This window comes from Spirosoma validum, assembly GCF_014699035.1.
GTDB classification, from domain to species: domain Bacteria; phylum Bacteroidota; class Bacteroidia; order Cytophagales; family Spirosomataceae; genus Spirosoma; species Spirosoma validum.
The window spans coordinates 287,992-301,380 of record NZ_JACXAA010000009.1; the positions used below are offsets into that span (position 1 = coordinate 287,992).

General features: G+C 51.9%; 8 protein-coding genes. All 8 read right to left on the bottom strand.

Annotated elements, in window-relative coordinates:
- Position 1 precedes the first annotated feature (1 nt).
- The 8 genes from IC230_RS23250 to IC230_RS23285 all read right to left on the bottom strand — a co-directional run bounded on the left by IC230_RS23250 (position 2) and on the right by IC230_RS23285 (position 13,375).
- Positions 2-1,009 (bottom strand): 2-dehydro-3-deoxygalactonokinase, encoded by a 1,008-nt coding sequence (locus IC230_RS23250; RefSeq protein ID WP_191041450.1) that lies wholly within the window; start codon positions 1,007-1,009, stop codon positions 2-4.
- A 25-nt stretch (positions 1,010-1,034) separates the two neighbouring features.
- Positions 1,035-3,284, bottom strand: a complete 2,250-nt coding sequence (locus IC230_RS23255) for an outer membrane protein assembly factor BamB family protein (protein ID WP_191041451.1) — start codon at positions 3,282-3,284, stop codon at positions 1,035-1,037.
- Between the two features lie 44 nt (positions 3,285-3,328).
- On the bottom strand, positions 3,329-4,306 hold the full coding sequence (locus IC230_RS23260; RefSeq protein WP_223860787.1) for a hypothetical protein: 978 nt from the start codon (positions 4,304-4,306) through the stop codon (positions 3,329-3,331).
- A gap of 110 nt (positions 4,307-4,416) precedes the next feature.
- Entirely contained in the window at positions 4,417-5,895 is a 1,479-nt protein-coding gene (locus IC230_RS23265; RefSeq protein WP_191041452.1) for a RagB/SusD family nutrient uptake outer membrane protein, read from the bottom strand.
- A 16-nt stretch (positions 5,896-5,911) separates the two neighbouring features.
- Complete coding sequence (locus IC230_RS23270; RefSeq protein WP_191041453.1) at positions 5,912-8,902, bottom strand: SusC/RagA family TonB-linked outer membrane protein; 2,991 nt, start codon at positions 8,900-8,902, stop codon at positions 5,912-5,914.
- Between the two features lie 120 nt (positions 8,903-9,022).
- Complete coding sequence (gene dgoD, locus IC230_RS23275; RefSeq protein WP_191041454.1) at positions 9,023-10,267, bottom strand: galactonate dehydratase; 1,245 nt, start codon at positions 10,265-10,267, stop codon at positions 9,023-9,025.
- A gap of 119 nt (positions 10,268-10,386) precedes the next feature.
- Positions 10,387-11,742 (bottom strand): enolase C-terminal domain-like protein, encoded by a 1,356-nt coding sequence (locus IC230_RS23280; protein WP_191041455.1) that lies wholly within the window; start codon positions 11,740-11,742, stop codon positions 10,387-10,389.
- Between the two features lie 97 nt (positions 11,743-11,839).
- On the bottom strand, positions 11,840-13,375 hold the full coding sequence (locus tag IC230_RS23285) for a SusD/RagB family nutrient-binding outer membrane lipoprotein (RefSeq protein WP_191041456.1): 1,536 nt from the start codon (positions 13,373-13,375) through the stop codon (positions 11,840-11,842).
- Positions 13,376-13,389: the final 14 nt, after the last annotated feature.

Below are 13,389 nucleotides of genomic sequence, written 5' to 3' on the forward strand. Positions count from 1 at the left end.
TTCATTTAGGTAATAAAATTAACTGGCTCTGCATGATTTTTACTTGTCCGGCGATGGTTGCTTTGTCAAGCAGATCGGTAGAAATTGTCGTTGACCGTTCGGATAAATTCAATTCATTCATCGCCAATTTATAAAGCTCATATAAGTTGGTGGCGCTGCATACCATTAGTCGCCAATTTTTCTTGTCGACCAACGATTTTAATTCGCTACCGATTAACAGGCCACTTAAATAAAATGCATTTTCCCGCTTGGAGAATTTATGGAATAATTGATTCGTCCGAACCCGGAATAAACTGTTCAAAATAGACGTAGCATTAGCCTCATGAACCCCCGACCTGAAAGCGTTCAATTCGTTTTCAGAAAAGTTGTTTGATCGGGGAGGATCTACAGAATCTTTCAGAATACTGTAATGCGACATAAGATTGAAAACTTCGCCCGTCATGAACGTCTGGAAGTCGATCAATTGGCCATTCTGGATGTAAACGTGTTTTGAATGCGTACCGGGGAACAGGATGATGGTGTCGTTGACCGGATAATGGTCAGAATCCAATAAAGCCAGCAGGCCAATCAATTGCGTTTCTTCACCCCGCATGACGTCATGCTCACTACAGACGCCCCCGATGAGAAGAATATCATGCGGAAAATCAGCCTGACTATCCAGTCGTTTCACGCTGGCCTGACTACCATCGGCCGGGAAAGGCAACGTAGCGTAAGGTACTTCGTCCATGCCAATTGACGAGGACGCCATGCCGGAAATAACAATAGGAACGTTACGTAGGTTGACGGTTACTTTTTGAGCTAATACACTGATCTGGGTCTTCAGCTGTTGTCGAAAAAACTCTTCTCTGGAGATGCCTCGTGATTCACCATTCTTTTTCCAGGATGTAAACGTATTCGCTACGCCTTCCTGCGAAGTAATTTCGTCTACGAGCTGCTGATCCTGGCTGTTGATCAGGCGGAGCCGGAATGAGGACGTACCCCAATCGCAACCCAACAAATAGTTTTTCATTGCTGCTCTTGTTTTATCGTACGACTTAGGGTAACGCAAATGCAACATACGAACCGCCCGGTTTTAAGCCATAACGGGTGCCACCGGCTGCAATAACGACGTATTGCCTGCCATTCGCCATATACGTGATGGGCGTTGCAAAACCACCGGCTGGTAGTTTGGATTCCCACACGACTTTGCCGGTTTTACGGTCATACGCGAAGAGTTTTTCGTCATACGTAGCCGCAATGAAGATAAGGCCACCAGCCGTAACGATCGGACCACCGTGATTCTCGGTTCCCGTTTTTGGTACGCCCTGCTTGGCCAGATCGGGATATTCACCGAGCGGAACCTGCCAGAGGTATTCGCCGGTATTCAGGTTGATGGCACTCAGGTTTCCCCAGGGCGGTTTAATCGCCGGATAATTATCCTGGTCCCGAAATTGCGTATTACCGTTATTCAGATAAGGTGGCATGTAAGGAAAATCGGCTCCTTCGGTAACTGGCGCTGTAACGACCGAGCTATGAATATCTGTTGAGGCAACAGCAGGCGCAGCGGGCTTTACATCGAGTTTTAGTAAAAAATTGATGATAGCGTCTCGATCTTCTTTCGATAGGTGGCCAAACGAAGGCATACGGCCCCGCCCGGTTGACAGAATCGTACTGATCTGCTCCCGGTTCAGTCGTTTATCGACTTCGCTCAAATCAGGGTAGGCCTGGGCAGCGCTCGCTTTGGCTTCGTTGCTGCCTTTGCCGCTCAGCCCGTGACAGACCGAACAGTTCGTGTTGAACAGGTACGTGCCCCGGGTCATCGCTACGTTCTTGCCCTGCGCCCGAACATCCCGCATCTTCAGCCACCAAAGCATGGTATTGCCGTTTTGATACATAATACCGTCCGGATCGGCCGCGCTGCCACCCCATTCAGCTCCGCCACCAAAGCCATAAAACAACGTACCTTCTTCACTAGGCGGCATGTACTTGCTACCGTGCCGGCTGTTTTTGTATCGGTCCAGTACGTAGGCGTGGGCTTCGGGCGTACGCGTCGTAATCTCCGCTTCCGTTAATTCCTGCCGGACAAAAGGGGCGGGTTTTGTTGGAACGGGTTGCGTCGGCCACGGTTTTTCGCCCGGCAACGCGGGTGAGGTAGGAACGGGAACTTCGTTCACCGGAAACAAGGGTTTGCCTGTATCCCGATCAAACACGAAGATGTACCCATCTTTAGTCGCCTGCGCTACGGCATCGACCATCTTCCCGTTGTGTTTGACAGTTATAAGCGTGGGCGGGCAGGGGAGGTCGCGGTCCCACAAATCGTGGTGTACGGTCTGAAAATGCCACACGCGCTTGCCCGTTTCGGCATTGATAGCGATTACACAATTGGCAAACAGGTTCTGGCCCGGCCGGTCACCCCCGTAGAAATCAACCGAAGGTGATCCCGTTCCGGCGTAAACGACCCCCCGTTTCTCGTCGATGACCATCCCTGCCCAACAATTGGCCCCTCCCAGTTTTTTGTACGAATCTTTCGCCCAGGTTTCGTAACCGAACTCACCGGGCAACGGAATCGTATGAAATACCCAGGCCAGCTTGCCGGTGCGGACATTGAACGCCCGAATGTAGCCCGGAGGAGCATCGCCCCCTTCATTCACGGCGGAGCCCGTAATCAGTAGATCTTTATAAATAACACCGGGGGTTGTGACCCGAATCGATAGGTTCGCTACGTCGTGTCCGAGCGTTTCTTTATCGCCCAGTCCTTCGTGCAAATCCACTTCGCCATTCTGGCCAAAGCTCTCGATGGATTTACCTGTTGTGGCATTAATGGCGTATAAAGACGAGCCAACTGTATACAGGATGCGTTTGTCCTGGCCGCCGTCGCGGGCACCATCTTCCCAGTAAACAACACCACGTAGCGGATGAAACCGGGGGCGCTTTTCGGGATTGGCGAACGGATCGAACTGCCAGATTTGCTTACCCGTTGCCGCATCAGCTGCAAACAACTTCATACGGGGAGACGTACCGTACAATACCCCGTTAACCACGATGGGTTGGCATTGGATGTCCATACCTCGCTGATTGGGATCTTTATTGTCGCCGGTCTCATAAGTCCAGGCTAGTTGCAGATTCTTTACGTTCTGAGTATTGATTTGGGTCAGCGGTGAGTACCGGTTACCGGCGTTATTGCCGCCGTAGGTAGGCCAGTCATCACTCGGGAGTTGCGAATTGACGGTGGAATTTGACCAGTTTGCAGACAGGAAGCCTCCCAGAACCAGAATTCCGAAGAAGAATTTTAGTGCGAAATTCATTGGAAAGTTGAGTCAGTTATAGGTTAAGGAGATGGGTAAAGTTGTTACTTCGTTTTTTCGTAGAATTCATACGCTATTTTCCATTTTACTTCCTGACCGGGGGACGCTATCAGGTGAATGTATGGCTCCGGGCAGGACGTAGTGGCGCAGGCCCAGTACACCAATTTTTGAAGCGGTTGATCGCTGGTTATATGCACACCCGCGCCGGTTTTCTGATTTTCGATACGTATATCGTAATCGGTAGCGGTTGGACCAAAACCTTGTAAGCCCGCACTGTAAACGTTCTCCTTTTTCTCTAATTCCCGCGAATAAACCAGCCGGTTTCCCTGCGCCAGAATCGTACTGCCAAATCCTTTTCCCTCGGCTTTTACGTCGAACGGGAATTGGACAGTGACCGTCGGACCAGTGGGTTGCTTGTCGATGATGAAGAAATTATGGTTATAGACACTGGTTTCAATGGGGAGCTTACCCGTGTTTTTTAGACTATGTTCGAGCACCAGTTCCGATTTGCCTTTCGTCAACCGTACTGTTTTTCGATAGACGTACCCATAACCGGTAGCGTTATCGGATAACTCATGGGTAAAATCGATATAATCGTTGTGTTCTTTTAGTTGCCATTTGCCAGGGTCTGCTACGTCATAATACTTTGCGAATGCATACGGTTTATCCTCTGATTTACGTAATGTGCCTACGCCGATTTTAACAAACGTACTGCCGGGTTTAGCATCAGCATAGCCAAGAGGAGTAAATTCTTCAACAGGCCCACTAATGGCATCGTGCAACTTCGGGTCATAGTTGTCAAACCACGGTTCAATAAATGTATGGCCTTTATAGTCCAGATTCTTAAACGCGCCAGCCCAATCGAACCGCGTTCCCCGATAATACCCTTTGTCGGCATCAGGTAAGTACAGCGTGGTTTGGATTTGTCCGTTGGTTAAATTGACCTGTGGCAATTCGGCTAAGGGAAATGTAGGGCTGAACAAACCGCCAAATGCACAGATAGATAGAAGTATTTTTTTCAAGGTTGCAGGAACAGTTTGGGTATCGCGGACTTGATTCCGCATAGTCGTAGACCAAAATTTAGGTAAAAGAAATAGTCTGCGGCTATGCGGAATCAAGTCCGCGATACCAATTAATTCAAATTCGGATTGATCGAGGTATCCGTGTAGGGGAGCGTAAACCAATAGTTTGCTTTGGTGATCGCTTTGATGGGTTGTAGATCGTCGGGGCTTTTGGCAGCATTGGCCGCTTCGACGCGCTCCAGACGGACCAGATCGAACCAGCGGGTGCGCTCGCAGGCAAACTCCCAGGCGCGTTCCTGAACGACTTCATCCGCAAATTGAGTCGCAGTCAGGCCATCGGCCGGGGACAGTGCTTTTGTGCCCGATGCCCGGCCCCGTAACCGTACGGCGTTCAGCGCATCGTAGGCCACCTGATCCGGACCACCCGTGCCGCGTGCTTTGGCTTCCGCATAAATCGTCAGGACGTGTGGATACCGCATCATCACCGAAGGCAGCGAAATACTTGACGTCAGGATGTTGCCTTTGATGTACCATTTCTGGTAATAAGGGTGTTTCGTGAGGCTGTTTTGCCAGGCTACTTTCTCACCGCTGGGCTTAATGAATTCGGTACGAAACGTAGCGGACTTGCGCGGACCTTCAGGAAAATCGCGGAAAAAGTTCAGTTCGGCGAACATGTCGTCCCAGCCGTTCTCTTCGCCGGGCATGGTCGTGTTGCCATACGTAGCGTTGGCCGTGCCACTACCGCCCGTGAAGCCGTTGATCTGGAAAACTGATTCCGAAAGGATAGCCACCGCCGGATCGTTGGCAAACACTTCAGCAAAAGTTGGCAATAGTGCAAACCCATACGTAGCGCGGTTGTCGATCACTTCTTTCGCTTTGGCGGCTGCCAGATCGTATTTGTCGGTTTGTTTCAGTGGCCAGCCCGCCATGGTCAGGTATACATCGGCCAGGAATGCCTTCGCCGACCCGGCATTGGGTCGCCCCGGATCACGGCGGCCGTTGGGCAGCATGGTTTCGGCTTTCTTCAGATCATCGACGATCAGAGCATACACCTCCGCTGGCGTCGATTTCTTTACCGTCAGCAGATCGGCCGAGTACTCACCGACCGTAATCAGCGGAATGTTGCCATAGAACCGGGTCAGCCAGTAGTACGAGAACGCGCGAATGAAATACGCTTCACCGGCAATATTCGTGATCGTAGCCTGAGTTCCCGCCGTTTTCGTATAATTATTGATTACGTTGTTAGCGCCCTGAATGGCTTTGTAGCAGCCATTATACACCGCACCGGACCGCTGATTGGTCGTTGTTACGTTAAACTGGTCGAATTCGCGCCAGTCGGCTTTATTGCTGGCCGGGTGCGTCGTTACGTCGTCGCTGCCGAGGGTAGCTGCATTGGCCGATGGGTGTAAAAAGCCCCACGTCCATTGGTTGCCCAGACCCCGGTAAGCCCCTGTCAGGGCCGATTCGAGACCGGCCTGGGTGGAGAGCACGTTGCCGCCATAGAGTAGACCGGTCGTGTCTTCTTCAAGGTAACCTTTGCAACCCGCCGTGAACAGGGCTGCTATAGATAGAACAAGTAATTTTTTCATGGAATAGTAAATGAGTTTAGAAGCCAAGATTGATACCGAGGGTGTATTGTTTAGCGTTCGGATACGAACCGTAGTCGATGCCAATGGCGGTATCGGTGCCGGAACTGGAACGGGAAGATTCAGGGTCTGGACCGGAATACTTCGTGAAGGTCAACAGATTGGTGGCGCTGAAGAACACGCGGACGTTGGCTTTGTTCTTGAACACGTTGTTCGGTAGGGAATAGGCCAGACTTACGTTTTTCAACCGAACAAAACTTCCGTTTTCCAGAAACCGGCTCGACTGGGTGAACGGCTGATAGGTTTTGGTGAACGCCGGAACGTCGGAGGTTTCATTGCCCGGTCGGTAATAATCCCGGATTTCGGTCAGCAAGAATTGCCGCGCATCACCTGAACCTGACATGGCGGCTGCCCGAGTGTAGTTGAGCTTGTCGACGCCAAAGACACCGTTGAAGAACAGATTCAGCGTCAGTCCTTTATAGGTGAATGTGTTGTTCCAGCCACCCGTCAGTTTGGGGAAGGCACGGCCAATGATCTGGAAATCGTCAGTATTGATGGAGTTGCTGTTGTTGATATCCTCATAGTGCGGGTCGCCCGGCACGCGGCCCTGCAGAGCGGCCTGATCGGCCTCGTTCGGCTTCCAGGTCCCCAGGTATCTTAAACCCCAGTAAGCGCCCAGCGGCTGACCCGGCACGAGCATAAACTCGTTGGTAGGTGACATGCCGCCCCCCACTCTTGTATCGACTCCCAGGCGAGGCAGATCCCCCAGACTAAGGACTTTATTGGCTAACGTAGCGAAATTGAAGTTGCTTTCCCAGCGGAAACCTCCTTTGTCGATAGCCGTACCACCAATCGAAAATTCAAACCCTTTGTTTTCAACTTCCCCAATGTTGCGAACCTGTATACCGCCACCCGCATAACTGGGTATGGCTGCGTTCAGAAGCAGGTCGAAGGTGGTCTTGTGGAAATAGTCGACTTCGGTGTGTAAACGTCCGTTGAAGAATTCCATTTCGAGTCCCACATCGGTCTGGCGGGTCGTCTCCCATTTCAGGTTGATGTTTCCGGGGTTGCCCAGGATAACCCCTGCCGTAGCCGCCGAATTGTTGAAGGCCGACTGGATGTTGTTATACGTTGTTAACGTAGCGTAGGAGCCGATCGCCTGGCTACCGGTCAGGCCCCAGCTTCCCCGTAGTTTCAGGTTGCTGAAAACGTTCAGGTTCTTGATGAACGCTTCTTCCGACAGACGCCAGCCAAGGGCCAATGACGGGAACACGCTGTATTTGTTGTCAGGCCCGAACTTCGACGACCCATCCCGTCGAACGGCGGCTGTTACCAGGTATCGGTCTTTATACCCGTAGTTGATACGGCCCAATAGCGAAAAAAGCGTCGATTTGCCGTACCCGGATGCTACGTTTGCCGCCGTGTTGTTTCCAATATTATCATAACCGAGCTGTGGGAAGCGCAGGCCCGATGCGGTGGCCGTAAAATTACGATCGGTAAACTGTTGCGTTTCCAGTACGGCGACGGCATTGATCGAGTGATCGCCCAGTTTTACGTCATACGTCAGGTTGTTGGTGTTCTGTAGGGTCACCTGTTCGGCCGAATACCGGCTGGCACTGGGAATACCGTTCGAGATACGCGGTCCCGACAGATTCAGATTCTGTGCGTTTAGGTAGTTTACGGCGTACTGCAGATCGATCGAAAGCCCTTTGATGGGGAGTTTATAGTTGACGCCCGCGTTGAGGTTCAGGCTCGAGCGTCGGGTGTCGATGGATTGGTCGTAGAGAATATCCAGCGGATTGCGGAACACAGAGCCGATTGGATCATTGAACGTTGGCAGGCCGTCGCTCCCATAGGCGGGTGTGGTGGGTGCCCAGGCCAGCGCCTGCACGATAGGTCCCCCGTCGAGGGTATTGTGATTCTCAGTGCGCGTACCCCACAGATTGACCCGGAACGATAATTTGTCATTGATCTGCGTGTTGATGTTGGTCCGAAGAATATATCGTTTGAAATCTGAGTTGTTGACAATACCATTCTGATTCAGGTAGTTACCCGAAACTAGAAAAGTTGTCTTGTCACTTCCACCCGATACCGTAATCTGGTGCTGCTGACCCGTACCGTTCCGGAAAACGAGGTTCTGCCAGTCGGTACCGCCGTTTCGTTTGTAGTCGTCAATCTGTGCTGCCGTGAAAGGTAAGCCGGAACCCGTTGCCGTAGCGCGGGCATTCACGATCTCGGCAAATTCGCCAGCTGGAAGTATGTCATAACGCTTAATGACTTCCGACGTACTGAACTGACCTTCGTAGTTGACCTTAAAGCCACGTGACCCTTTTTTTGTGGTAATGATGATGACGCCGTTCGCACCCCGGCTTCCGTATATCGATGTCGCTGAGGCATCTTTCAGTACCTGAAGGGTTTCAATGTCGCTGGGGTTGACGAAATTAAAATCAGCTCCAACATATCCATCGACGATGTAAAGAGGGTTGTTACTACCTAAGATGGAGTTGGCACCCCGAATCCGAATCTTGGCATCGCCACCCGGTGCGCCATTGGTCTGGTTGACCTGCACACCCGCTACCCGGCCCTGCAACACCTGATCCAGACGCGTAATGGGTTGCTGCGCGAACTCTTTCGTCGAAATGGCGCTCAAGGCCCCCGTTACGTCGCTTTTGCGCTGCGTACCGTATCCAACCACCACGACTTCATTCAGTGTTTTCAAATCTTCAGCCAATTGGACGTTAATGATGGAGCGTCCATTGATTGGGATAGTCTGACCAACGTACCCGATGTTCGAAAATACCAACGACGCATTGCTGGCTGCATTTATAGCGAAATTGCCAGCTGCATCGCTGGAGGTACCTGTCGTCGTACCACTGACCTGAACGTTGACACCAGGTAACCCCTGATTGTCTGGACCGGTAATTTTGCCGGTCACTCTGGCATTCTGGGCGAAGACATAGCTTTGCCCCAGAAGCAGCAGTAAAACGAAGAGTTTTACAGTTTTTTTCATGTTTACAGGTTTATTAAGGAAAAAAGGAAATTTGATTGTTTACTCTTCTAGGGTATCTACGGGCTTCAGCCCGTATTGTGACCAGGATGACTCACGGGCTGAAGCCCGTAGATACCTTTGCTACCAGTCGACTACGGAGCCGTCGAGGGCGTTATAAGACTCTGGGTTTTTCCAGTCGTGTCCGATTTTGTCTTTCATCAGTGCATCGTCCAGCTCAACGCCAAGACCCGGTCCTGACGGAATCATCACCGTACCATCTTTTTGCAGTTTAAACGGATTCTTCAAATAGCCTTCGCCCAGCGTGACTTGCTCTTGAACAAGGAAATTGGGAACACTGGCCGCCAGATGCAGGCCCACCGCCAGGGAGATTGGACCCATTGGATTGTGTGGTGCAATAGGAACGTAATACGCTTCGGCCATGCCCGCGATGATACGTCCCTCCGTGATGCCTCCTGCATGGCAAAGGTCGGGCTGAACAATACTAACGGCTCGTTTTTCCAGCAGTTCGCGAAAGCCCCATTTCGTGAAAATTCGCTCACCAGCGGCAATGGGCAAATGCGTACCGCGAGCAATGTCGGCCAGTACGTCCACATTTTGTGCCTGAACCGGCTCCTCAACAAACATCGGCTTGAAAGGCTCTAACTCCTTGATCAGCAGCTTTGATGTTTGGGGTGGAACACTTCCGTGGAAGTCAATCGCAATGTCCATATCATCGCCCCCGGCTTCACGCAGCGACGCGAAATTGTCGATGGCGTACTTGATAAATTTTGGATTCTCGACAATATTGGCCGGGTTCTTCTTCGCTACGCCCGTCTTGATTACGGTGTAACCTTCGGCCTTCCGTTTCTTCATATCCTCAGCATTGCTGGCTCTGCCGTAGACACGAACGCGGTCGCGGGTAGGGCCGCCGAAAAGTTCATAAACCGGTACGTTGAGCAGTTTGCCTTTAATGTCCCAAAGCGCATGATCGATGCCACTCAGAGCACTGGTCAGAATGGGACCTCCCCGATAAAAGGCATGCCGGTAAATCGCCTGCCAGTGATGAACGACTGCCCGTGGATCTTTGCCGATCAGATAAGGCTCTACTTCCTTAATCGCTGTCTGAATCGTCAGCGCGCGACCTTCGAGCAGTGGTTCGCCCAGGCCGTAAACGCCCACATCCGTGTGAATCTTCAGGAAAATCCAGCGCGGTTTAACCAGAAAGGTTTCCAGCTTCGTGATTTTTACTTTGCTGTAATCCCGAAACTGTCCGGGATTGGAAGCGTACGACGTTTCGGGCAGAATCATCGAACCCATGCCAGCGACACCTAGAACGGACTGTATGGCACTACGTCGGGACATGCCCGGTTTGTCTGTAGATTTCATCAGAGTTTGGTAGTAATGTTTTCGTTTAATCGATTAAGCTGTTGGAGAGAAAATAACGTAGTAGATATGTATCTCGTAAAGTCAGGTTTAGGAACCTGACTTCACCGCTGATTCCATACTTATGGCCGGATGAGGGTGCCATCCATCTTGCGGACCTGCCAGTTGGACTTGGTGCTGATGGGATATTTGGCCGCTTCCTTCTCGTTGATGTCTACACCAATGCCCGGTACCTCGTTGACCGACATGTAGCCCTTGTCCATCGTTGGGCAACCACTGAAGACCTCCTTCATCTTGTCCGAAAACGACACCGCTTCCTGAATGCCGAAATTCCACACCGCCAGATCGATGTGGGCATGCGCTGCGTGACCCACCGGCGAGACGTCCCCCGGTCCGTGCCAGGCCGTCCGTACGTTGAACCACTCCCCCAACCGGGCTACCTTCATGGCCGGGGTGATGCCCCCAATCTGCGAGACGTGTATCCGAATGAAGTCGAACCACTGGTTGACCATCGGCTCCTTGAACTCGTTGACGTTGTTGAACAGTTCGCCCATGGCAATCGGCACCGAGGTGACCTGACGAAGCTGGGCAAACCACTTCATGTTCTCGGGCGAGAAGGGATCTTCGATGAAGAAGGGCCGGTACTCTTCCACCTTCTTGATCATGTTGATGGCTTCGATGGGCTGCACCCGCTCGTGAATGTCGTGCAGTAATTCAACCTCGTCTCCGCACTGTTTACGTACTACCTCGAACATCTTAGGCACCGATTTCAGATACAACTGCACGTTCATGTAGTTATCGGTTTCCCCCCCGAATCCGGCTACTTTGAAGTCGGGTTTATCAGACGTAGCGCCAACGGCTCCGTAACCGCCCTGTTGAATGCGGATGTGTTTGAAGCCCTGCTCCATGAACTTCTTGACGCTGTCGGCAGCGGCTTCGGGGGTGTTGCCCCCGGCGTGGGTATAGCAGGGGATGGCGAACCGGACTTTGCCGCCCAGCAGTTGGTAGACGGGCATCTTGGCTCGTTTGCCTTTAATATCCCACAGGGCCTGATCCAGGCCGGAGAGGGCGTTGTTGAGCACGGGTCCGTTGCGCCAGTAGGAGCTGACGTAAGCACCCTGCCAAATGTCTTCGATATTGTCGACGTCCTTGCCGACACAAAATTCATTAAGATAGGTATTGATGGCCACCACGACGACGGCCGCCCGCTGGGTGAACGTAGCGCAGCCGAGTCCGTAGAGTCCGGGTTCCGTGGTTTCGACTTTGACGACAATCAGGTTAGATCCCTGAGGAGCGGTGGCAATGGCTTTAACGGATTTGATTTTGACGGGAGGAGCCCCAACGGCATATTGCGGCTTGCCCTGTTGCTCCCGGGCTTCAGCGGTAGACATGCCCCCGAAGAGGCCCAGCAGTCCAGCCGATGAGCCGAAACCCAGCATTTTTAAGGTATCACGGCGGTTTTGATCAGGTTTATTCATGAGAGAATTGGTAAGGGGTTGAGCGATTGTAATTGATTTGTTTTGTCATGGCTCAGGCCGGGTGGCCGGAGCCATGACAAAAAGAAAAATGGGAATTCTACTGCTTGTCCCACCACACCCGCGTATCGAGCGTGTTGGGGCCCTGACGGGTAATGGCTTCGTTCAACTTGCCCGAATTGACGACGATCTCGCTGTCGGGGTAGGGCAGACGCCGGATGAAATCACCTTTCACTTCGGAGCCAGGATAGGGATTTTTCTTGAGTGCCGGGAAACCACTGCGACGGAAGTTAGCCCACGCTTCGGTTCCATCCAGGAAACTGGCAACCCAGTATTGCGTATTGATCAGATCCAGCTCTTTACCTGCCGTTAGTGGATGCGCGTCCAGATAAGTTTTGATAGAGGCTTCCGGTATGGTTGAGCCGTAGGACGCCATCTGCTCCAGATTCGCCCGAATGCCCTTTGCAAAATAGTCAGCAGCCGTGCCCGTTACCCATCCCCGAAAAGCCGCTTCCGCCAGCAGAAGTTGTGTCTGGGCATACGTAACGTGGAATTCGGGGGCATCGAGTTTCAGTACGGTATTGAGATTGACCTGGGTATAATCCCAAAGGCTCACTACGTTGTTGGCTGCAAACGTAGAGGAAATCGATACGTCGTTGTAGCCCATTGGCATACCAATTTGCACCGCTGGATCAGACGACGCCCGTGACGCTGCCTGTTCCGATCCACTTTTAGCCCCTACGTAACGGACTGAGAAAATAGGCAGGCGTGGATCGCTGTTGGCTTTCAGGTAGTCGACAAAAGGAGCGGCCAGGTAGAAATTGGTTTTTTCGCGGGCCTGCAAGTGGTTGCCGATGTAATTGTTGTAAAGCGAGGTGTGACGCAGAATGGAATTGTCGGCATTTGATTGGAAAACACCACCGGCTACCGCTTTTTTAACGTACGTCTGAGCAGTGGTCGGGTCAACTTTGGTCAGGCGCATGGCCGCCCGTAGCATGAATGAGTAGCCCAGCTTTTTCCAGTTCGCTACGTTGCCCCCGTACAGAATATCAGTCGTGATGGCGGTCTGGGTAGTGGTCAGAGCGGCCGATGCTTCGTCGAGTTCCTTCAGGATATCCTTGTAAATATCCTGTTGCGCATCGTATTTGGGGTTGATGATTTCCGTGGTGTATCCCTGCCCGGCTTCGAAATACGGTACGTCGCCGTACGTATCGGTCAGAATCATGAAGACGTAGGCTTTCCAGATGCGGGCGGCCTGGTACGTGTTGATTTGCAGTGGATCGGATTTGGTCTGATCGAGTACGGCCACCAACTGCTTCACGACGTTCCGGTAAAAATTCTGCCAGACTAAGGGCGTATTGCTGTTATTCACCTGATCGTAATTAGCACCCGACAGTGAACTGCCGTACGGCGTAATAATCTGCTGAACGATGCCGAAATTATAACACAGCATGCCCAGCGTGCCGAATCCGTCGAGGTAGTTGGTGTTGATGATCGCCTTGTTCATGACCAGCGGAGCGGCCAGTGACGTCGGGTCAACTCTGTTGGTATTAATCTCCGTAAAGCCCTGATCGCAGCCCGTGAGCAGACTGAACGGCAGGAGCAGAGCGAGGGTATATTTTAGGTATGTTTTCATGGATTTAGAACGGG

Bases quoted from the DNA above. Each gene is read 5' to 3' on its own strand.
- IC230_RS23250 (WP_191041450.1), bottom strand. From the start codon at position 1,009: ATGAAAAACTATTTGTTGGGTTGCGATTGGGGTACGTCCTCATTCCGG.
- IC230_RS23255 (WP_191041451.1), bottom strand. From the start codon at position 3,284: ATGAATTTCGCACTAAAATTCTTCTTCGGAATTCTGGTTCTGGGAGGC.
- IC230_RS23265 (WP_191041452.1), bottom strand. From the start codon at position 5,895: ATGAAAAAATTACTTGTTCTATCTATAGCAGCCCTGTTCACGGCGGGT.
- IC230_RS23270 (WP_191041453.1), bottom strand. From the start codon at position 8,902: ATGAAAAAAACTGTAAAACTCTTCGTTTTACTGCTGCTTCTGGGGCAA.
- dgoD (WP_191041454.1), bottom strand. From the start codon at position 10,267: ATGAAATCTACAGACAAACCGGGCATGTCCCGACGTAGTGCCATACAG.
- IC230_RS23280 (WP_191041455.1), bottom strand. From the start codon at position 11,742: ATGAATAAACCTGATCAAAACCGCCGTGATACCTTAAAAATGCTGGGT.
- IC230_RS23285 (WP_191041456.1), bottom strand. From the start codon at position 13,375: ATGAAAACATACCTAAAATATACCCTCGCTCTGCTCCTGCCGTTCAGT.